Raw genomic sequence first — 21,290 nt, 5'->3', positions numbered from 1 at the left:
TTCGCCGGGCGATGATCGACGCGCGGCGGCGCTCCGCCGACTTCGCAGCGGACTGGGCGGAAAGCGGCCCTGTTCGCCGCGCCGCCGCCGATTTCGCCGATGGCGGCGATGAGGCGACCCTGATCGCGCGCGCGCGCCAACTGCTCCGCGACCCCGGCTGGCTGGAGGCGATGCTGTTTCCCGCCGTGGCGGCGCTGGCCCGCGACCCGTTCTTCGAGCCGCCGTTCCGCGTCGATCGCGACGCCGTGCGGACGGGCGCCATCCTGTTCGAAAACGACCGGGTCCGCATCGCCTGCACCCACTGGTCGGCACGCGCGCTTGCGCGCCGCGGCGCACCGTCGGCCGTCGTCGTGCCCGGCCGCCTGACGGTCAGCGCCTATGTCCATGCCGGCGAGGCGCTGCTCGAACGGTGGGAGGCCGGTGTCGCCGGGGACGATTTCCGCGCCGCATCGGCGCCGCCGGCCCGCCGCCTGAAGCCGGTGCGGCTGCACGACGGCCGCGTCGTGGTGCAGGACGGACGGCACCGGGCGCACCGGATCGTCCGGGCGTCGCGCGATCTCCTGTCGGTCGGCGTCACCCTGCTTGCCGGACAGGCCGCTATCGCGCGCGAATATCGCCGCGCCGATGGCCGGTTGTCGCGCGTGGCGATGCTGGACGCACGGCCGGCCCGGTCGGCCATGCTGCTGACGCTGCTGCGCGAACTGGGGGCGGCCGGCGCGGGCGAATGTTTCCGCGACGCCAGCCACGACCCGGCCTTTTTCCTGCGCTGGGAAGCGATGCGCCAATGGCTCGCGCATGACGCGGCGGCGGCATTGCCGCGCCTGGCCGACATGGCGCACGGCGACCCGCATCCCGAGGTGCGCGCGGCGGCGGCCGGGATGCTGCCGGCGGTGCGCCGGCGGCTGGACGGGGAGCGGCTGCCCTGCCCCGCCTGATCGAACCCGGAGACGGCGAGGCCATCGGCCCGGACGCGCTGGTCGACCTGCTGGCGGCGAGCGACGTGGACGTGCGGGACGAGGACGCCTTCGCCGCGCTCGGCCCCGCGCTCGCACGGCTGTCGCGCAACCGGGACTTTCTGGCGGAACTGGCCGTCGCCGAACTGAAGCGGCAATGGACGGCGCGGCCGGCGCGCGGCGGATATGGCCCGCAGCTGCTGCTGCTCCGCCCGCCCGACGGCCGGTTCGTGCTGCGCGCCAATTTCTGGCCGGCGCGCGAGGATGCGGTCACGCGCCATAGCGGCCCTGCGACCTTTTTCTACGACCTGCCGCACGACCATAATTTCCCGTTCCTGACCGTGGGCTATCACGGCCCCGGCTATTGGAGCGATTATTACGAGGTGGACGGCGACGCGATCGGCGGCCTGCCCGGCGATCCGGCGCGGTTGCGCTTCACCGGGCGGGCATGCCTGTCCCCCGGCACGGTCATGCTCTATCGCATGCGGCGCGACGTGCATGTCCAGCTTCCGCCCGATCGGTTCTCCGTGTCGCTCAACATCCTGGGCGTGGACCCCGAACAGCCCTGGCTGGACCAGTATCGCTTCGACATCCGCCGCAATTGCATCGCCGAGGCGATGACGACGGCTCCGGCCGAGCCGCTGGTGACACTGGCCGCGCAACTGGGCGGAAACGGCCGCGACCTGGCCGAGCGGTTCGCCGCGGAACATCCCTGCGACCGGATGCGATGGACCGCGTTCGAAGCGCTCGCATCGGCATCGGCCGATCCCGATGCGGCCCTGGCGATCTATGACCGGGCGGCGGCGTCGGCGCGACCGGCGGTGGCGCGACGGGCGCGCGCCCGACTTGCCGAATCGGCACCGGACCGGATGCGATTACAGCCGCGATAGGCGTGGCTTGCGGTACTATGGGCGCGATGGAGGCTCGGATCGTGAGCGAGGTGGAGATGCCGGGACTGGCCGCCGCGGCGCGCAGTCGTTCGCTCGAGATCGTATCATGGCATGGCCGGCCGGGCACCGCTGCCGCGCTCCTTCTGCGCTGGGACGATCGCCGCGAGCCGGTATCGCATCGCCTCCGCCGCGTCCGGGCCGGCGGGTGGCAGGGGCCGGCCATGACCCTGACCCGCCTGGCCGAGGAATCCGCAATCGCGGCTGCGCTCGACGCCGGCGCGGACGACGCCGCGTGCGAAGCGGCAGGTCCGGCCCTGATCGCCGCACGTCTGGCCGCGCTGCTGCGCAATCGGCCACCGACGCTGTGCATCGGCGACCTGGTGATCGAAGGCGATGCCGGCCGCGTCATGCGCGCCGGCCGCGACCTGCCGCTGCTGCCGCGCGAACGGGCGCTGCTCCTGCATCTGGCGCGACAGGCCGGCGGGTGCGTCAGCCGGCGGGCGCTGCTGCGCGATGTCTGGGGGCTGGGGTTCGATCCGGGCACCAATGTCGTGCAGGTGCACATGTCGCGTCTCCGCGCCAAGCTGGATCGCGGCTTCGCGACGCCGCTGCTCCATACCGTGAAAGGCAAAGGCTATCGCCTCGGCGCGCCGGACGCGGCATAAGGGCGACGTAGCACGGGGGCGCGAGCATGACCGGACGGCGGGTTACGATCGACATGGACGGCCATGTGGCCGAGGTGCGGCTGGCGCGGCCCGACAAGCGCAACGCGCTCGACCCCGCGATGTTCGACGCCATCGCCGGCGCCATCGATGCGCTGTCGAAGCGGGCGGGGCTGCGCGCGGTGGTGCTGTCGGGCGAGGGGCGGGCCTTCTGCGCCGGGCTCGACGTGACGGTCATGGCGTCGGGCGGGTCGGACGCCGACCTGCTGGAGCGCGCGCACGGCCTGGCCAACCGGGCGCAGCAGGTCGCCTGGGGCTGGCGCACGCTGCCGGTGCCGGTGATCGCGGCGGTGCACGGGATCGCATTCGGCGGCGGGCTGCAGATCATGTCGGGCGCCGACGTGCGGTTTGCAGCGCCGGAGATGCGGCTGTCGGCGATGGAGATGAAATGGGGCATCGTTCCCGACATGGCGGGCTTCGCGCTGTGGCGCGGGCTGGTGCGCGACGATCATCTGCGCGAGCTGATCTATACCGCGCGCGAATTCGACAGCGTCGAGGCGCTCGATTTCGGCTTCGTCAGCCATGTCGTGGACGATCCCCGCAACGCGGCGATGGCGCTGGCGAAGGAAATCGCCGCTCGCAACCCGCACGCGATCCGCGCGGCGAAACGGCTCGCCACCCTGGCGGCCGATGCGGATGCGGCGGCGATCCTGGCGGCCGAAAGCGGGGAACAGGCAAAGCTCCTGCGCTCGCCCAATCAGATCGAGGCGGTGCGCGCCAACACGGAGCGGCGCCGGCCCGATTTCGCCGACTGAGCCGCTTGCCAAGCGCGGCCGGGCGGTCCATCACGGCCATACCCGATATTCTAAATCTTCGAGAGGGTCGCCATGCGCGAAGCCGCCATCGTATCCACCGCCCGCACCGGCATCGGCAAGGCCTATCGCGGCTGTTTCAACGAGACCGAGGCGCCGGTGCTCGCCGCGCACGTGATGAACGCGGCGATCGCGCGGGCGGGCATCGATCCGGCGCGAATCGACGACGTGTTCTGGGGCGTGGGCAACCAATGGGGCACGACCGGCGGCAATGCCGGCCGCATGGCGATCTTCGCCGCCGGCCTGCCCGAGACGATCCCCGCCTTCACGCTGGACCGCAAATGCGGCTCCGGGCTCACCACGCTCGCGCTCGCCGCCCGGTCGATCATGTGCGACGAGATCGACGTGGCGCTGTCGGGGGGAATGGAATCGATCAGCCACACCGTCACCAGCGATGCGCCGCGCCGGCGCAACCGATCGGTGCTGGAGCGGGAACCGCACGCCTATATGGCGATGATCGAGACCGCCGAGATCGTGGCCGAACGCTATGGCATCAGCCGCGAAGCCCAGGACGAATTCGCCGCGATCAGCCAGCAGCGCGCGGCCGCGGGCCTGGAAGAAGGCGCTTTCGCCGAGGAGATCGTCCCGATTACCGTCGACAAGGCGGTGGTCGACAGGCAGGGCAACCGCACCGGCACCGAAACGGTGACCGTGACGCAGGACGAGGGCATCCGTCCGGGGACGACCGCGGCGGTGCTTTCCGGCCTGAAGCCCGTCTGGAAGGACGGCGAGGTCATCGAACGAGGCAGGAACGTCACCGCCGGCAACGCCAGCCAGCTTTCCGACGGCGCCGCGGCGCAGATCGTCATGGACCGCAAGGCCGCGGAGGCGGAAGGGCGGGAGATATTGGGCATCTATCGCGGCTTCCAGGTGGCCGGATGCGCCCCCGACCAGATGGGCATCGGCCCGGTCTTCGCCGTGCCGAAGCTGCTGGGCCGCGCCGGGCTTTCGGTCGCGGATATCGGCCTGTGGGAGATCAACGAGGCGTTCGCCAGCCAGTGCCTCTATTGCCGCGACGTACTCGGCATCGACCCGGAAAGGCTCAACGTCGACGGTGGCGCGATCGCGATCGGCCATCCCTTCGGCATGACCGGCGCGCGACTGGTCGGCCACGCGCTGATCGCGGCGCGCAAGCGCGGCGTGCGCTGGGCGGTGGTGTCGATGTGCACCGCGGGCGGCATGGGGGCGGCCGGGCTGTTCGAGATCGTCTGACACGCCTAGGCTGCGGCATCGTCTGCTTGCGCAGGAGTCGTGGATGAAGCTGAGCGGAACCGCGCTCGTCACCGGCGCATCGGCCGGGCTGGGCGTGCATTTCGCCCGTGCGCTGGCGGCGGGTGGCCATGACCTGATCCTGACCGCGCGGCGCGGTGACCGGCTGGAGGCGCTCGCCGCCGACCTGCGCGCGCGGCACGGCATCGCCGCGACCGCTATCGCCGCCGATCTGGCGGAGGCGGGGGCGGTCGACATGCTGATGGCCGGGATCGACCGGCGCGGCCTCGCCGTCGATATCCTGATCAACAATGCCGGTTTCGGCGCGAGCGGCGCGTTCGCCGAGCAGGACCGGGCGATGCTCGCGCGCATGGTCGATTGCAACTGCCGCGCGCTCGTCGAACTGTGCCACGCGGTGCTGCCGGGCATGATCCGGATGCGCGCCGGCGCGATCCTGAACCTGGCCTCGACCGCCGCGTTCCAGCCCGGCCCGTGGATGAGCGCCTATTACGCCAGCAAGGCGTTCGTGCTCCACTTCTCCGAAGGCCTGCACGAGGAGGTGAAGCAGCACGGCGTCCATGTCAGCGCGCTCTGTCCGGGGCCGACGCGCACCGACTTCGCCGCTGTGGCCGGCATGGGCGACAGCGCTCCGTTCAAACACTTCGCCGCCGATCCGCGAGCCGTGGCGCGCGACGGGCTGAAGGCGCTGGCGGCGAACGAGGCGGTGCGGATTTCGGGCCTGCGCAACCGGATCATGGCGGCGTCTGCGCGTCTTGCGCCGCGGTTCGCGGTCCGCCGGCTGGTCGCCTCGCTGCAACGCACGCGCCTGCCCTGATTTGCACTCCGCCGCCTGCGACCCTAGACTGGCCTGCAAAGCAGGAGGGGGACGGCCATGATCGAATGCACGCTGCTCGTCGCGATGGCGATCCTGTGGCGCTTTCCCGACAGCGTGGCGGGGCAGGTCCTGCACCGCTGGACGGTCGCCGCGCCCGCCAGCCTGCTGGGCGGGATCGAACGGAGGCATTTTATCTTTCTGATCCTCTTGCTGGCGCTGTCGCTTGCCGGCGAGGCGGTGCTGATGATGGGGTCGGCCGATATGGCCGTGATCTTCGCCTGGGACATCTCCGCCTATATCGACCTGATAATCGCCGGCTGGACCGTGGCGACGGCGATCCGCGCGAAATCGGCGATCGCGACGACGGGCGCCCGGACGCGACGCATCGTCGGCCGCACCATCCGCCCGCGCGCGGCGCGTACGCGCAAGACGGTGCAGCGCACGACCGCGCGGCGCCCGGCGGCGAACGACCAAGACGGGCCGGACCTGCATGCGCTCGCGGTTGCCTGAGCGGAACCGGGGCCGGCATCGAACATTGATCCTCCTATGACCCGATTTGCACCGACCCTCGTCCTCCTTGCCGGCTTCGGCCTCGCCGCATGCAATGGCGGAACCGATGGTGAATCCGATCCGGCCGGCGAAAACGCCACCGTCGCCGGTCATGTGGCGCCGACCGGCAATCAGGCATCGCCGGTCTCGCCGCAGCCCGAGCGGACCGAGGCGATCGACCTGAAGGAAAAGAGCGACGCGCTCGAATTCTCCTATCGCATCCCGGCGGAAGCGGCGGCGATCCCCGGCCTTGCCGACATGCTGAAGACCCGTGCCGAAACGGCGAAGCGCGATGCGTTGACCGAGCACGCCGAAATGGCCGAATCGTTGCCGGTGGACGCACCGGCCCGTGCCTTTGAACTGACCGTCGACTGGTCGGTCGCGGCCGACACGCCGCAATTGCTGGTGCTCACGGCCGAGGGCTACGACTATCGCGGCGGCGCCCATGGCATGCCGATCCACCGGGTCCTTTATTGGGACAAGGCCGCGGCGCGCGAAATCCCGTTCGATGCCCTGTTCACCGACCGTGCCGCGGCGCTTGCCACGGTGCGGGACGATTTCTGCGCCAAGCTGGACAAGGCGCGTGCCGACAAGCGCGGTATCTCGCTCGCCGAACTGAAGAAGAGCACCGACGACACCATGGAGAGCTTCACCGCCTGCCCGGAATTCGACGAGAAGATCCCGGTCGCTTTCACGCACCCGGTCGGCGGCAAGTTCGGACGGATCACCTTCATCGTGCCGCCCTATATTGCGGGGCCGTATGCGGAGGGCGACTATACGCTGGACCTGATGATCCCGAAGGCGATGATCCCCTATGTCGCCGACAAATATCGCCCGTCCTTTCCCGGCACCGGGAATTGAGGCGCCGGGGCGTGGCCACCCGCCCCCGTTTTTCCTGAGCCTGTCGAAGGACTGCTCTTTTCTCCGGTGTGGCGGAAGGAGAACGGTGCTTCGACAGGCTCAGCACGAACGGAGGCGGGGCGGGCGGCACGGATGGACGGGGTCGGGCGACCGTGCGAACCCCATCGGCATGGGCCGGGTCGGCGGCTCAGCGAACCGGGGTGGCTGCGTCCTTTCCGATCACCGTGGTCCAGCGCCGCACCTGCCAGTGCGTGACCAGCCCTTGCGTCACATAGGGATCGGCCGCGGCGAACCGCGCGGCCACGTCCGGATCGTCGCCCTGGAACAGCAGCACCGCCCGGTCGACCGGTTCGTCGAGCGCCCCGCCCAGCACCAGCTCGCCGCGATCCGCCGCTTCCCACGCCAGCGTCAGATGCTCGTCGCGCAGCGCGGCCCGGCGCTCGAGATAATCGGGCGCCAGGTCGTAGATCAGGAGGAAATGCGCCACCCGGTCAGTCCGCGAACAGCAGCACCGGCGTCTCGAGCAGCTTTTTCACCGCCTGCACGTAGCTGGCGGCGTCATAGCCGTCGACGACGCGGTGGTCGCAACTGATCGACAGATTCATCAGCTTGGCGCGGCGGATGTCGTCTCCGTCGAAGACCGGCCGCTCGACGATCCTGTTGGGGCCGATGATCGCGACCTCGGGACGGTTGATGACCGGCGTCGTCGCGACACCACCCAGCGGCCCGAGCGAGGTGACGGTCAGCGTGCCGCCCTGCATTTCCTCCGATGTCGCCTTGCCGGTGCGCGCGGCTTCGGCGAGGCGGTTGATCTCGGATGCGAGCTGCCAGACATTCTTGTCCTGCGCATCGCGGATGACGGGGACCATCAGCCCGGCATCGGTCTGCGTCGCCATGCCCAGATTGACCGTGCCGGAGCGCGTGACTACGCCGCCCTCGTCGTCATAACGCGCGTTGATCATCGGGAAATCGGGCAGCGCGCGGCAGATCGCGACGATGATGAACGGCAGCACGGTGAGCTTGGGCCGCTGCCCGCGATTGGCGTTGAGCGACGCGCGCATCGCCTCCAGCTCGGTGACGTCGATTTCCTCGACATAGGTGAAGTGCGGGATGTTGCGCTTCGACGCCGCCATATTCTCGGCGATCCGCCTGCGCATGCCGATGACCTTGACCGTCTCGTCGGCCCAGCCGCGATTCGCCTGCGGCGCGAGATAGCCTTCGCCCGAGCCGTAGCGCAGATAGGCATCGAGATCGCCGTGCCGCACCCGCTCGCCGTCGCCGCGCACATCGGCGAGGTCGATGCCGAGGTCCTTCGCCCGCTTGCGCACCGCGGGCGAGGCGAGGACGGGGCGGTCGGCTGCTCCACCTTCACCGGTCGGGCTGAGCTTGTCGAAGCCCCCTTCCTTTTTGTCCGCCGCCGCCGAAGAAGAAGGCAGCGCTTCGACAGGCTCAGCGCCAACGGAGGGTTTGGACAACCCCTCCTTCGCCTTTTCGCGAATCGCTTCATCCTGCTCGTCGGTCGTGCAGGCGGCCTCCGCCTCGGCCTCGGCTTCCTTGCCCGGAGTCTCGGCCGCGACCTGTTCCTCTACCGCGGCCTCGTCGCCCTCGGTCTCGATCACCACCAGCGTCGATCCGATCGGGATCATGTCGCCGGCCTCGCCCGCCAGTTCGAGGATCTCGCCTGCGACCGGACTTTCCATCTCGACCGTCGCCTTGTCGGTCATCATGTCGGCGAGCTGCTGATCCTCCTCCACGCGATCACCGACCTTGACATGCCATGCGACGACCTCGGCCTCGGAAATGCCTTCGCCGATGTCGGGCAGGCGGAATTCGAAACGTGCCATGTCTCAGGTCAATCCTTCATGATGTTCTTGAGCGCCTCGCCGATGCGGACCGGGCCGGGGAAATAGGCCCATTCGAGGCTGTGAGGGTACGGCGTGTCGAACCCGGTGACGCGCGTCACCGGCGCTTCGAGGTGATAGAAGCAGCGCTCCTGCACCAGCGCCGACAGTTCCGCGCCGAAGCCCATCGTCCGCGTCGCCTCGTGCACGATCATGCAGCGGCCGGTCTTTGTCACCGATTCCTCGATCGCCGCGATATCGACGGGCACGATCGAGCGCAGGTCGATGATCTCGGCATCGACGCCGGTTTCCTTGACCACGTTCTGGCAGACATGGACCATCGTGCCGTAGCACAGGATGGTGACGTCGCCGCCCTCGCGCACCGTGTTCGCCTTGCCCAGCGGGATGCGGTAATATCCGGTCGGCACCTCGCCGCCGGGATGTTTCGACCAATTCTTCGACGGCCCGTCCCAGTGCCCGTCGAACGGGCCGTTATAGATGCGCTTGGGCTCGAAGAAGAGCACCGGGTCATTGTCCTCGATCGCCGCGATCAACAGCCCCTTGGCGTCATAGGGGGTCGAGGGGATCACCGTCTTCAGCCCCGACACATGCGCGAAGATCGATTCGGGCGATTGCGAGTGCGTCTGTCCGCCGAAGATGCCGCCGCCGAAGGGCGAGCGCACGGTGATCGGCGCGGTGAATTCGCCCGCCGAGCGGTAGCGCAGCCGCGCCGCTTCGGACACGAGCTGGTCGAGCGCGGGATAGATGTAATCGGCGAACTGGATTTCGGGCACGGGCCGGAGGCCATAGGCGCCCATGCCGACGGCAACGCCGATGATGCCGCATTCGGTGATCGGCGTATCGAACACGCGCTGCTTGCCGTATTTCTTCTGCAGGCCCGCCGTCGCGCGGAAGACGCCGCCGAAATAGCCGACATCCTCGCCCATCACGACGACGTTTTCGTCACGCGCCATCATCACGTCCATCGCCGAATTGACCGCCTGGATCATGTTCATCCGCGCGGTGTCGCCCTCGCGTTCGGGCGTGGGGGCGATGCGTTCGATTTCCTGTGTGTCGCTCACCAGTACATTCCCATTATCGCCGGCAACCGTGCTCCTGCGAAGGCAGGAGCCCAGGGCCGCGCACGCCGCGTTTGAAGCTCTGGATTCCTGCGTTCGCAGGAATATATGGCCGTTCGCACCACAACCGCCATCACTTGCGCGCCCAGGGGCGGCCGGAGGCTTCTTCCTCCGCCATCATCTGTTGCTGTTGTTCGCGCAGGTGCCAGGGCATTTCCTCGTACACGCCCTCGAACAGCGTATCGAGCGGCTGGTGCAGGCCGTGGCCGAGGATGCCGTTCTTCTCCGCCTCCTTCTGCGTCTTGCGGACCTCGTCGGCGCATTCCCTGTCCATCTCTTCCTGCCGGGTCTCGTCCCACTCGCCGAGCGCGATGAGGTGATCCTTGAGCCGCGTGACCGGGTCGCCCAGCGGCCAGTTGGAATATTCCTGCGCGCTGCGATAGCCGGTGGGATCGTCGGAGGTGGAGTGCCCCTCGGCGCGGTAGGTGAAATGTTCGATCAGCGTCGGCCCCTGGTTGGTCCGCGCGCGTTCGGCCGCCCACAGCGTCGCGGCATAGACCGCCAGCGCATCGTTGCCGTCGACGCGCAAGCCGGCGATGCCGTATCCGATCGCCCGCGCGGCGAACGTCGTCGCCTCGGCGCCCGCGAAGCCGGAAAAGCTCGAAATCGCCCATTGGTTGTTGACGACGTTGAGGATCACCGGTGCGCGGTAGACGGATGCGAACGTGCAGGCCGAATGGAAATCGCCCTCGGCCGTCGAGCCTTCGCCGCACCACGTCGCGGCGATGCGGGTATCGCCCTTCGCGGCGCTCGCCATCGCCCAGCCGACCGCCTGCGGATATTGCGTCGCGAGGTTGCCGGAGATCGAGAAGAAGCCGTCTTCCCGCGACGAATACATGATCGGCAACTGCTTGCCCTGCAGCTTGTCGCCCTTGTTCGAATAGATCTGGTTCATCATCTCGATCATCGGATAGTTCCGCGTGATGAGGATGCCCTGCTGGCGATAGCTGGGGAAACACATGTCGTCGGAGGCGAGCGCCATCGCCGCGCCCACCGCGACCGCCTCCTCGCCCGTCGATTTCATGTAGAAGCTGGTCTTGCCCTGCCGCTGCGCGCGGAACATGCGTTCGTCGAACGCGCGCGTCATCGCCATGTTGCGCAGCATCCGGCGCAGCATGTCGGGATCGAGCCGCGGGTTCCACTGGCCGACCGCCCGGTCGTCCTGGTCGAGCACGCGGACCAGGCCGTAGGCCAGCTCGTGAAAGCTGTCGGGATGTGCGCCGACATCCGGGCGCTTCGCGGCATCGGCCGCCGGCACCGCGATGTCGGAAAAATCGACCTCGTCGCCCGGCCGGAATTTCGGCTCGGGTACGTGGAGCGACAAGGGCTTCAGATTGGCGCGCGGTTCGCTGGCCATGCTCTCTCCAAACGGAATGACGGTCCGCGTCGTTCCAGGAACGCGCGGGGATTCGCTTTCGCCATGTTGTTATAAAATTTCAACGGCGAAAGCGAGTCATGGTTGCCGGGAGAGCAGGGTTCAGCGCGGCAAAGCGAGGCTCCCGGTCAGGGAAAAGGCGCCGGAGACGCCCGGCGCGCCGGTGTCGGGCTGACCGCCGCCGATCCACAGGCGATAGGTCGCGGGGGCGATACGCATCACGCCCTTGTCGTCGGCGAAGGCCAGGTCGCGCGGATCGAGGGTGAAGCTGACGGTGCGGCGCTCGCCGGGCGCCAGGTGCACGCGCTCATAGCCCTTGAGCGACCGGATCGGCGTCGCCGGCCGGCCGGGCACCGAGAGATAGAGCTGCGCCACCTCGTCGCCCGCGATCCTGCCGGTGTTGCGGATCGTGACGCTGACGGTCTGTGTGTCGCCCGCCGTTACCGTCGGCGCACCCAGTTTCAGCCCGGAATAGGCGAAATCGGTATAGCTGAGGCCGTGGCCGAACGGATATTCGACCGCGCCGTCGAAATAGCGATAGGTCCGCCCCTGCATCGCGTAGTCGGTAAAGGGCGGAAGCTCGTCCACCGATTCGTAGAAGGTCACCGGCAGCCGGCCGCTGGGATTGACCTTGCCGCTCAGGACGTCGCCGAGCGCCCGGCCGCCCTGCTCGCCCGGATACCAGGCCTGCAGCACCGCCCCGGCCCGATCGCCGCTGTCGCCAAGCGCGACCGCCGATCCCGATTGCAGCACGATCACGACCGGCTTGCCCGTCGCTTCGAGCGCGTCCAGCAATTGCCGCTGCGCCGCCGGCAACGCGATGCTGGTGCGGTCGCCGCCATCGAAGCCGGGAATTTCGAGCGGCATCTCCTCGCCCTCCAGCCAGGCGTTCAGCCCGACGAAGGCGACCACGACATCAGCGTCTCGCGCCGTTTGCACCGCCTGGTCGCGCAGCGCGTCGAGCGGCGCCTTCCAGGCGAAGGTGATGCTGCCGGGCGCCGCGGAACGCTGCGCCAGCTCGACCGAGAAGGCGCGCGGCTTTGTGTCGGCGAAATGCACCGTCATCGGTTCGGCCGCCGACTCCTCTCCGCTGCACGATCGCGTCACCCGGTGGTCGGGCGCGCCCGCGATATGGATCGTATAGGTCCGCGATCCCGTGCCGCCGTTGCAGCCGCGCCGCATGTCCAGGGCGAATTCGTAGTCGCCGGGCGCGGGCGGGGCGATCCTGCCCGACCAGCGGACGAAAAAGGTCTCGGGCGCGACACCGGGCGCGGGCGCGACCCCCGACCAGTTGACGTCGATCGCGGGCACGCTCTTGGTCGCCACCGGATCGCCGGCAAATTCGGCATTGTCGTAGAAGGTGGCCGTCAGCCCGCCGGGAAAAGCGGTGCGCGGCACCATCACCGGCACCTGTTCGGCGAAGGGCGCGCCCTGGGCATAGGCGACGCGGTCCGTGCCGAACGCCTGCCCGATGCCGTCGAGCGGCAGCGCCGCGCCGACCGGCGTGCCGTTATAATTGCCCTCCAGCCCGATCAGCGCCGTTGCGGCCGGGCCGACGACCGCGATTTTCCCGGCGCTGTCGGCAATCGGCAGCACGCCGTCATTCTTCAACAGCACGATCGATTCGCGCGCGGCCCTCAATGCCAGCGCCCTGTGCGCGGGCGAATGGTTCGCGCTGAACGGAATGGCGGAAAACGGCACCCGCTCGGCGGGATCGAACATGCCGAGCCGGATGCGCGCGGCGAACAGCCGCTCCAGCGCGCGGTCCATCACCGCCTCGTCGATATGGCCCTTTCTCACCGCCTCGGGCAGGGCCAGCATCTCGTCCTTGAAATCGCAGCCGCTGTCGGTGCCGGCCTTGACCGCCATCGCCGCGGCCTCGGCCATCGAATCGGCATTGTGATGGCCGTTCAGGATGTCGTCGATCGCACCGCAATCCGACGTGATGAAGCCGGTAAAGCCCCAGTCGTCGCGCAGGATATCCTGCATCAGCCTCTCGTTGGCGCATGCCGCGGTGCCGTCGACGGCGTTATAGGCGCACATCAGCGACCGGGCCTTGCCGTCCACGATCGTGCGGCGGAACGCCGGAAGATAGGTCTCGGTAAGGTCGCGCGGCGAGGGGTCGACGTTGAATTCGTGGCGCAGCTTTTCCGGGCCGGAATGCACGGCATAGTGTTTGGGCGTGGCGATCGCTTCCAGATAGTGCGGATCGTCGCCCTGCACGCCCTTGATGAATTCGGTCGCCAGCGTGCCCGTCAGATACGGGTCCTCGCCCAGCGTCTCCTGCCCCCGGCCCCAGCGCGGATCGCGGAAGATGTTGATGTTGGGCGACCAGAAGGTCAGCCCGTAATAGCGGTCGTAATTCCTTTCCCGCTGCGCCTGGTTGTATTTGGCGCGGCCCTCGATCGCGACCGTGCGGCCTTCGCGGTACAGCAGATCGCGGTCGAAGGTGGCGGCCATGCCGATCGCCTGCGGAAAGACGGTCGCCTCGCCCGACCGCGCGACGCCGTGCAGGGCTTCGTTCCAATAGTCGTAGGGCGGGATTCCGAGCCGCTCGACGGCCGGCGCGGCATTCTGCATCTGCGCGGCCTTTTCCTCCAGCGTAAGGCGGCCGACGATGTCGGCGGCGCGCTTGTCGACCGGTGCGTCCGGGTCGCGGTAAAGCTGCGCCGACGCCGTCGTCGCCAGCATGGTGCCGGTGGCCAGCGCAGCCATCGCCAGCGCCTTGCGAGTGCCCGTCATATCCCTCTCCCGTCGCCTGCGCGGTGCGCGCGCTTCGGGCCGGACGATATCAGAGGGCGATCGGAATTGGTAGCGCTCTCATTGCAGATCTTTGGTCATGTCCGGCATGCCGTATTCGCCGATCAGCGCGCGGGTGACGCCGTTGGTCCAGCCGAACCCGTCCTGCAGCGGATATTCGCCGCCGCCGCCGGGGCGGACCTTTTCGACATCATATTTCTCGACGAGCTTGCCGCTCGCGCGGTATTCGCGGACCACGGTGGCGAGGAAGCGCGTCGCGATTTCGCGCGCCAGTGCTTCGTGCCCGGTCTTGCGCAGCCCCGCGACCGCGATCCATTGCAGCGGCGCCCAGCCATTGGGCGCATCCCATTGCTCGCCGGTCTCGACGCGGGTGGTGCGCAGCCCGCCGGGCGCCAGCAGCAGGTGGCGGATGGTCCGTGCCACACGGTCGGCATGGGCGTCGCTCGCCAGGCCGGTGAACAGCGGATAGGCGGTCGCCGCCGTCACCTCGGGCTGGAGCTGCCGCTCACGCAGATTCCAGTCGCCATAGGCGCCGCGCTCCTCGTTCCACAGCCAGCGTTCGACCGCCGCCCGGCGCGCCTCCGCCTGCGTACGGTAGTCGGCCGCGCAATCCTCGCCCAGCGCCGCGCAGCGACGGGCGATGTCCATCTCCAGGCCGTAGAGCAGCGCATTGAGATCGACGGGCACGATATTGGTCGTCTCGATCGAGCCGAGGCTGTGGTCGTCGGGCAGCCAGCGCGAGGAAAAGTCCCAGCCGCTTTCCGCCGCCGCGCGCAGGTCGCGATAGACCTGCTCGCTCGGGCGGTCGCTCGCCCGCGCGGTCAGCACATCCTCGCGGTAGCTTTCGTCGCGCGGAGTATCGCGCATGTCCCAATAGCGGTTGAGGATGCTGCCATCGGCCATTCGCACGACATGCGCGGCGGTCGGCGTTTCTTCGGAAACATCATCCCGCCCGCGCATCCAGAAGGCGTGCTCGCGCTTCAATATCTCGAGCCGGCGTTCGAGCGTCGGCCGGTCGGTCGCATCCGACAGGCCCATCATCAGCCACAGCACCGGCGGCTGCGACCGGCTGACATAATATGTTCGGGTGCCGTTGGGGACATGGCCGAAGCGGTCGACGAGCTGACTGAAATCGGCGATCATCGCCTCGACCAGATCGGGATGCCCGTCCGCCTTCGCGCCCAGCAGCGTGAAATAGCTGTCCCAATAATACATCTCGCGAAACCGGCCGCCCGGCACGACGAAGCGTTTCGGCACGGCGAGCTGCGAGGATCCGGGCTCCCGCTGCACCGGCTGGCGCGTCAGGTGCGACCACAGGTTGGCGATATGCTCGGTAATGGGAATGGCGGGGTGCGTGCCCCTGCCCAGGGGCTGCGCCGGCGCGGATTCCTCCGGCACCTCGAAATTGGCGAGGACGAAGCGGCGCAGTTCGGCGTCGCTCCAGTCGTCGCGCGCTTCATAGTCGGCGACGATCGCCGCGCTGTCGCGCCTGGGGATCGCGTCGACGAAGGTCTTCCCGTCGCGGAAGATGCGGCGCATCTGCACCGCGCGAAACAGATCGCCGAAACGATCCTCCGGCGTCAGCACCTGTGCAACGCCCGTGGTGGGACGCTCGGAGGCTTGCGGCGGCGGCAGGTCCGCGCAGGATTGCAGCGCGCTCAAGGCCAATGCCGCAAGTCCCGCGTGCCAATGCCGCATAGCGTGCTATCCCCGTCCACGAAAACGATCAGGCAGCCGCCACGGTCTGCTCGATCACGCCGAAGATCGGATGATGGTTGTCGTCCTCGGCCCAGATGCGCACGGTGTCGCCGACCTTCAGGAAGTCGGTCGCCGGCGCGCCACCTTCGATCGTCTCGACCGTGCGCACCTCGGCAAGGCAGCTATAGCCGACGCCGCCGTCGGCGATGGGCCTGCCCGGCCCGCCGTCGGCATCACGGTTCGACACCGTGCCCGATCCGATGATCGTGCCCGCGCCCAGCTTGCGCGACTTCGCCGCATGCGCGATCAGCGTGCCGAAATCGAAGGTCATGTCCTCGCCCGCCTCGGCCCGGCCGAACGGCTCTCCGTTAAGGTCGACCATTAGCTTGCGGTGGAGCTTGCCGTCGCGCCACCAGTCGCCCAGCGCATCGGGCGTGACGAAGACGGGGGAAAAGGCGCTCGCCGGCTTCGACTGGAAGAAACCGAACCCCTTGCCCAGCTCGCCGGGGATGAGGTTGCGAAGCGAAACGTCGTTGGTCAGCCCGACCAGCCGCACGCCCTTCAGCGCCTCCTCGCGGCCCGCGCCCATCGGCACGTCGCCGGTGACGACGACCACCTCTGCCTCCAGATCGCAACCCCACCCTTCGTCCTTCAGCGGGATGTCGTCGCGCGGGGCCAGAAAGCCATCCGAGCCGCCCTGGTACATCAGCGGATCGTGCCAGAAGCTGTCCGGCATTTCCGCGCCGCGCGCCTGCCGCACCAGCTTCACATGGTTCACATAGGCCGACCCGTCGGCCCATTGATAGGCGCGCGGCAGCGGCGAGGCGGCGTTGTGTTCGTGAAACCGCTCGCGCGGGATCGCCTCATGCTCGAGATCGGTGGCGAGGTTGCGCAGATCGGGCTCGATCCGGTCCCAATCGTCCAGCGCCGCCTGAAGCGTCGGCGCGATATGGGCGGCATCGGCATACCAGGCCAGGTCGTCCGATACGACGACGAGCCTTCCGTCGCGTCCCTGCTTCAGGCTGGCCAGTTTCATGCGCTTTCCTCGCCTTTCGCTATTATCCCCTCACCACATAGCGCGTGGCGACACGATGTCGAGCCAACGCGCAAGCGGCGTTGACAGTGCCATGCGCTCAGCGCATCCGATAGAGCATGTTTTCAGGGCTCGGATTTCTCGATCATCCCGGCGAAATGCCGCAGCGGATCAGGGAGAAAGACTGGTCCGGCACGCCGCTGGGGCCGATCGAGCAGTGGCCCCAGGCGTTGCGCTTCGCCCTGAACATCTGCATGGGATCGAGCTTTCCGACCGCGGTCTATTGGGGGCCGGATCTCATCCTCCTCTACAACGACGCCTGGGCGCCGATCCCGGCCGACCGCCACCCCTGGGCGCTGGGCCGCCCGGCGCGGGAGGTCTGGGGCGACATCTGGTCGGTGATCGAACCGCAGGTCCGCGAGGTGTGGGACACGGCGCGCGGTTTCGCCGGCTATGACGAGATGTTGCCGATGGAGCGCGACGGCGTTCCGCACGAAACCTACTGGAATTACAGCTTCACGCCGATCAAGGACGAATATGGCCGGGTCGCCGGCATCCTGAACCAGGGCAACGAAACCACCCGGACGGTGATGGCCGAACGGCAGCGCACGGCGCAGATCGAACGGTTCAGCGAGTTCGTGGAACAGGCGCCGGGCGCGATCGCCGTGCTGCACGGTCCGACCTTCGTCTGCCAACTGGCGAACAGCGCCTATCGCGAGCTGGTCGGCAACCGCCCGATCGTGGGCAAGCCCATTGCCGAAGCGCTGCCGGAGGTCGCCGCGCAAGGTTTCGTCGACCTGCTGAACGACGTATATCGCACCGGCAAGGCCTATCGCGGCGACGGGGTGGTGGTCGAACTGGACCGGCAGGGCGACGGGCCCGACCGCCGCATCCTCGATTTCGTCTATCAACCGATCACCGATGCGAACGGCGAGGTCACCGACATCTTCGTCGAGGCGAACGACGTGACCGAAAAGCTGTCGGCGCTCGACGCGCTGCGCATGTCGACCGAGGCGCAGACCTTCGTCTATTCGCTTGCCGAGCGGCAGCGCGGTTTCGACACGCCCGCCGCGATCATGCGGTTTACCTCGGCGGCTCTCGGGCGCCGGCTGAAGGCGGACCGGGTCGGCTTCTTCCGCGCCGGCCGCGACGGCGAGATTGCGTTCGGCCCGTGCTGGACGACGCCGCGCCTCCCCCCGCTGAAGGGCACGATGCCGCGCGGCGCGCTGGGCGAGGGGGCGCGCAGGGAATATGGCGCCGGCCATGCCGTCGTGGTCCGGGATGCGGAAAACGATCCGGACGATGGGAACAGGCCGGTCGCGTGGTCGTCACCGGCCGGCGTGGGGGTGCCGCTGCTGCGCGGCGGCCAATGGGTGGCGAGCCTCTATGTCAGCCAGGCCGAACCGCGCGACTGGTCGGCCGACGACATCACCTTCATCGAAGCGATCGCGGAAATCACCTGGGACGCGGTCGAACGCGTCGAAGCGGTCGCGGCGCTGCGCGAAAGCGAGGAAAAATTCCGCGTCATCGCCAACTCGATCGAGCAGATCATCTGGTCGACGCGACCGGACGGCTATCACGATTACTATAACGATCGCTGGTACGAATTTACCGGGGTGCCGCGGGATTCGACCGATGGCGACGGCTGGAAGGACGTGTTCCATCCCGACGACCGCGCCCGTGCGCTCGAGCAATGGCGGCATTGCCTGGAAACGGGCGAACCCTATCATATCGAATATCGCCTGCGGCACCGCAGCGGCGTCTATCGCTGGGTGCTGGGCCGGGCGCAGCCGATGCACGACGCAAGCGGCCGAATCGTGCGTTGGTACGGCACCTGCACCGATATCCAGGAAATCGTCGACGCCCGCGACGTGCTGACCCGCTCGCGCGAGGAGCTGGAAGATGCCGTGGAGCAGCGCAGCGCCCAGCTCATGGCGGCCGAGGATCGGCTGCGCCAGGCGCAGAAGATGGAGGCCATCGGCCAGTTGACCGGTGGCATCGCGCACGATTTCAACAATATGCTTGCGGTGGTGCTGGGCGCGCTGGACCTGATCGACCGGCGCAGCGCGCAAGGCGGCAAGGACATGACACGCTATGTCGAGGCGGCGCGCGAAGGGGCGACGCGGGCGGCGGCGCTAACCCGCCGGCTGCTCGATTTCGCGCGCAAGACGCCGCTGGCGCCGCGTGCCGTCGACGTGAACGAGCTGATCGGCGACATGCTCGACCTGCTGCGCCGGACGATCGGCGAGGGCGTGGCCGTGGCGACGGCGTTCGAAGACGCGGCGTGGTATGTCACCGCGGATCCCGGCCAGCTCGAAAACAGCATCATCAATCTGGCGGTGAACGCCCGCGACGCCATGCCCGACGGCGGCACCGTCTCGATCACCACCGCGAACCGCCGGCTGGGGGAAGGCGACGCCGGGGAATGGGACGTCGCGCCGGGCGATTATGTCGAAATCGCGGTCAGCGACACCGGCATCGGCATGCCGCCGGACGTGGCCGAACGTGCGTTCGAACCCTTCTTCACCACCAAGGAGGTCGGCAAGGGCACCGGGCTGGGCCTCAGCCAGATTTTCGGCTTTGTCGGCCAGTCGGGCGGGCAGGTGCGCATCGACAGCGAGCCCGGATCGGGAACGACGGTCCGCATCCTGTTGCCGCGCGACGGCGACGCGGCCCGGCCGCGCTCGCCCGAGCGGGAACAGGCGCAAGGCGTGCCGCACAGCCGGGGCGAGGAAACGGTGTTGCTGGTCGAGGACGAGGACCGGCTGCGCACCTTTTCGGCCGAGGCGCTGCGCGAACTGGGCTATGCCGTGATCGAGGCGGCCAACGGCGCGCAGGCGCTCAACCTGCTGCGCGACGGGGCGAAGGCCGACCTCCTGCTCACCGATGTCGTGATGCCGGGCATGACGGGCCGGGAACTGGCCGATCGCGCCATCGCGATGGTGCCGGGGCTCAAGCTGCTCTACGCCAGCGGCTATACCCGCGATGCCATCCAGCAGACCGGCGGGCTCAGCGCCACGGCGGCCGTGCTGCCCAAGCCGTTCGGCGTGGAGGCGCTTGCCGCCGCCGTGCGGGACGCGCTCGACGCCGATCCGGACGCCGCAACGGCGAAGCGGCGCACCGATCAGGAGCGGAAGGGTTAGGACCACGCTCGCCGGCGCGGATGCCGGGTCGCCTCGGCCATTGCCGTTTGCCGGAACAGGGCCTAGGGCAGCCCGCGTTTGTCGCGCGGATGGCCCGCGCGATCCGCACCGAAAGGAGATTGCGCGTGGCCAATGTCGCGGTGGTCGGCGCCCAGTGGGGCGACGAAGGCAAGGGCAAGATCGTCGACTGGCTCGCCGAGCGTGCCGACATGGTGGTGCGCTTCCAGGGCGGGCACAATGCCGGTCACACACTCGTCATCGGCGACAAGGTCTATAAACTGTCGCTGCTGCCGTCGGGCATCGTCCGCGGCACGCCCAGCGCCATCGGCAACGGTGTCGTGCTCGACCCCTGGGCGCTTCGCGCCGAGACCGAGCGGCTGCGCGAACAGGGCGTTTCCGTCACGCCCGACACGCTGATGATCGCCGACAATTGCGCGCTGATCCTGCCGTTCCACCGCGACCTCGACGCGCTGCGCGAGGATGCGAGCGGCGCGGGCAAGATCGGCACCACGCGCCGCGGCATCGGCCCGGCCTATGAGGACAAGGTCGGCCGGCGCGCGATCCGCGTGTGCGACCTCGCTTATCTGGAAAGCCTGGGGCCGCAGCTCGACCGGCTGACCGCACATCACGACGCGCTGCGCGCCGGCTTCGGCGAGGCGCCGATCGACCGGGACAAGCTCGTGGCCGACCTGAAGGAGGTCGCCGGCTTCGTCCTGCCCTTTGCGCGGCCCGTCTGGCAGACGCTGAACGAAGCGCGCGCGCGCGGGCGGCGCATCCTGTTCGAGGGCGCGCAGGGCGTGCTGCTCGACGTCGATCACGGCACCTATCCCTTCGTCACCTCTTCCAACACCATTGCCGGCACGGCGGCCGGCGGATCGGGGCTGGGGCCGAGCGCGGTCGGCTTCGTGCTGGGGATCGCCAAGGCCTATACCACCCGTGTCGGTTCGGGGCCGTTTCCCACCGAGCTGGACGATGCGACGGGCGAGCGGCTGGGCGAACGCGGCCGCGAATTCGGCACGGTGACGGGCCGCAAGCGGCGCTGCGGCTGGTTCGATTCGGTGCTGGTGCGCCAGGCGGTGGCGGTTTCCGGCGTGACCGGCATCGCGCTCACCAAGCTCGATGTGCTCGACGGCTTCGATACGGTGAAGATCTGCACCGGCTATCGCCTGCGCGGGCGGATGCTCGACCATTTCCCCGCGCATGCCGCCGATCAGGACGCGGTGGAAGCGATCTACGAGGATATCGAGGGTTGGTCGGAATCGACCGCGGGTGCGCGGAGCTGGGCCGAACTGCCGGCACAGGCGATCAAATATATCCGCCGCGTGGAGGAACTGATCCAGTGCCCCGTGGCGCTGGTATCGACCAGCCCCGAGCGCGAGGACACGATCCTGGTCCGCGATCCCTTCGCCGACTGACAGCCTGACTCGCATCGAGACGGCCTCATGCGGGCCCGTTCGTCCCGAGCTTGCC

At 68.6% G+C, this 21,290-nt stretch carries 17 protein-coding genes; 10 read left to right on the top strand and 7 right to left on the bottom strand.

Going from position 1 to position 21,290, the window contains the following annotated elements:
• Positions 1–11 precede the first annotated feature (11 nt).
• The 8 genes from RPR59_RS01210 to RPR59_RS01175 all read left to right on the top strand — a co-directional run bounded on the left by RPR59_RS01210 (position 12) and on the right by RPR59_RS01175 (position 6,831).
• Positions 12–935: a hypothetical protein gene (locus RPR59_RS01210; protein ID WP_313915826.1), complete on the top strand. Its 924-nt coding sequence runs from the start codon at positions 12–14 to the stop codon at positions 933–935.
• Positions 936–1,000: 65 nt separating this feature from the next.
• Positions 1,001–1,843, top strand: a complete 843-nt coding sequence (locus tag RPR59_RS01205; RefSeq protein WP_313915824.1) for a transposase — start codon at positions 1,001–1,003, stop codon at positions 1,841–1,843.
• Between the two features lie 41 nt (positions 1,844–1,884).
• The gene (locus RPR59_RS01200) at positions 1,885–2,508 is read left to right on the top strand and encodes a winged helix-turn-helix domain-containing protein (protein WP_313915822.1); all 624 of its coding nucleotides are present in this window, start codon (positions 1,885–1,887) and stop codon (positions 2,506–2,508) included.
• 26 nt (positions 2,509–2,534) lie between these two features.
• A complete protein-coding gene (locus tag RPR59_RS01195) occupies positions 2,535–3,320 on the top strand; it encodes a crotonase/enoyl-CoA hydratase family protein (protein WP_313915820.1) in 786 nt (261 codons plus the stop codon).
• A 72-nt stretch (positions 3,321–3,392) separates the two neighbouring features.
• The gene (locus RPR59_RS01190; RefSeq protein WP_313915818.1) at positions 3,393–4,589 is read left to right on the top strand and encodes a thiolase family protein; all 1,197 of its coding nucleotides are present in this window, start codon (positions 3,393–3,395) and stop codon (positions 4,587–4,589) included.
• A gap of 43 nt (positions 4,590–4,632) precedes the next feature.
• Positions 4,633–5,421, top strand: coding sequence for an SDR family NAD(P)-dependent oxidoreductase (locus RPR59_RS01185; protein ID WP_313915816.1), 789 nt, complete (start codon positions 4,633–4,635; stop codon positions 5,419–5,421).
• 57 nt (positions 5,422–5,478) lie between these two features.
• Positions 5,479–5,931, top strand: coding sequence for a hypothetical protein (locus RPR59_RS01180; RefSeq protein WP_313915814.1), 453 nt, complete (start codon positions 5,479–5,481; stop codon positions 5,929–5,931).
• 36 nt (positions 5,932–5,967) lie between these two features.
• On the top strand, positions 5,968–6,831 hold the full coding sequence (locus RPR59_RS01175; RefSeq protein ID WP_313915812.1) for a DUF4163 domain-containing protein: 864 nt from the start codon (positions 5,968–5,970) through the stop codon (positions 6,829–6,831).
• Positions 6,832–7,018: 187 nt separating this feature from the next.
• Here RPR59_RS01175 and RPR59_RS01170 read toward each other — a convergent pair whose 3' ends face one another.
• The 7 genes from RPR59_RS01170 to RPR59_RS01140 form a co-directional block, all read right to left on the bottom strand.
• Positions 7,019–7,318: a YciI-like protein gene (locus RPR59_RS01170; protein ID WP_313915810.1), complete on the bottom strand. Its 300-nt coding sequence runs from the start codon at positions 7,316–7,318 to the stop codon at positions 7,019–7,021.
• Positions 7,319–7,322: 4 nt separating this feature from the next.
• Positions 7,323–8,675, bottom strand: coding sequence for a dihydrolipoamide acetyltransferase family protein (locus tag RPR59_RS01165; protein WP_313915808.1), 1,353 nt, complete (start codon positions 8,673–8,675; stop codon positions 7,323–7,325).
• Positions 8,676–8,683: 8 nt separating this feature from the next.
• A complete protein-coding gene (locus RPR59_RS01160; RefSeq protein ID WP_313918264.1) occupies positions 8,684–9,688 on the bottom strand; it encodes an alpha-ketoacid dehydrogenase subunit beta in 1,005 nt (334 codons plus the stop codon).
• Positions 9,689–9,884: 196 nt separating this feature from the next.
• Positions 9,885–11,168 (bottom strand): 3-methyl-2-oxobutanoate dehydrogenase (2-methylpropanoyl-transferring) subunit alpha, encoded by a 1,284-nt coding sequence (locus RPR59_RS01155; protein ID WP_313915806.1) that lies wholly within the window; start codon positions 11,166–11,168, stop codon positions 9,885–9,887.
• Between the two features lie 120 nt (positions 11,169–11,288).
• Positions 11,289–13,928: a glycoside hydrolase family 3 C-terminal domain-containing protein gene (locus tag RPR59_RS01150; protein ID WP_313915804.1), complete on the bottom strand. Its 2,640-nt coding sequence runs from the start codon at positions 13,926–13,928 to the stop codon at positions 11,289–11,291.
• A gap of 78 nt (positions 13,929–14,006) precedes the next feature.
• Positions 14,007–15,644 carry an alpha,alpha-trehalase TreF gene (gene treF, locus RPR59_RS01145; RefSeq protein ID WP_313915801.1) on the bottom strand — a complete coding sequence of 546 codons (1,638 nt, stop codon included), beginning with the start codon at positions 15,642–15,644 and terminating at the stop codon, positions 14,007–14,009.
• 28 nt (positions 15,645–15,672) lie between these two features.
• Complete coding sequence (locus tag RPR59_RS01140; protein WP_313915799.1) at positions 15,673–16,680, bottom strand: fumarylacetoacetate hydrolase family protein; 1,008 nt, start codon at positions 16,678–16,680, stop codon at positions 15,673–15,675.
• Positions 16,681–16,796: 116 nt separating this feature from the next.
• Here RPR59_RS01140 and RPR59_RS01135 point away from each other — a divergent pair, with 116 nt between their 5' ends.
• Positions 16,797–19,820 (top strand): PAS domain-containing protein, encoded by a 3,024-nt coding sequence (locus RPR59_RS01135; RefSeq protein ID WP_313915797.1) that lies wholly within the window; start codon positions 16,797–16,799, stop codon positions 19,818–19,820.
• A 125-nt stretch (positions 19,821–19,945) separates the two neighbouring features.
• Positions 19,946–21,235 carry an adenylosuccinate synthase gene (locus tag RPR59_RS01130; protein WP_313915795.1) on the top strand — a complete coding sequence of 430 codons (1,290 nt, stop codon included), beginning with the start codon at positions 19,946–19,948 and terminating at the stop codon, positions 21,233–21,235.
• Positions 21,236–21,290 lie beyond the last annotated feature (55 nt).

Source organism: Stakelama saccharophila (assembly GCF_032229225.1).
GTDB classification, from domain to species: domain Bacteria; phylum Pseudomonadota; class Alphaproteobacteria; order Sphingomonadales; family Sphingomonadaceae; genus Sphingomonas; species Sphingomonas saccharophila.
Note: the sequence above shows the minus strand (reverse complement) of the source record. Positions and strands in the feature narration are given on the sequence as shown.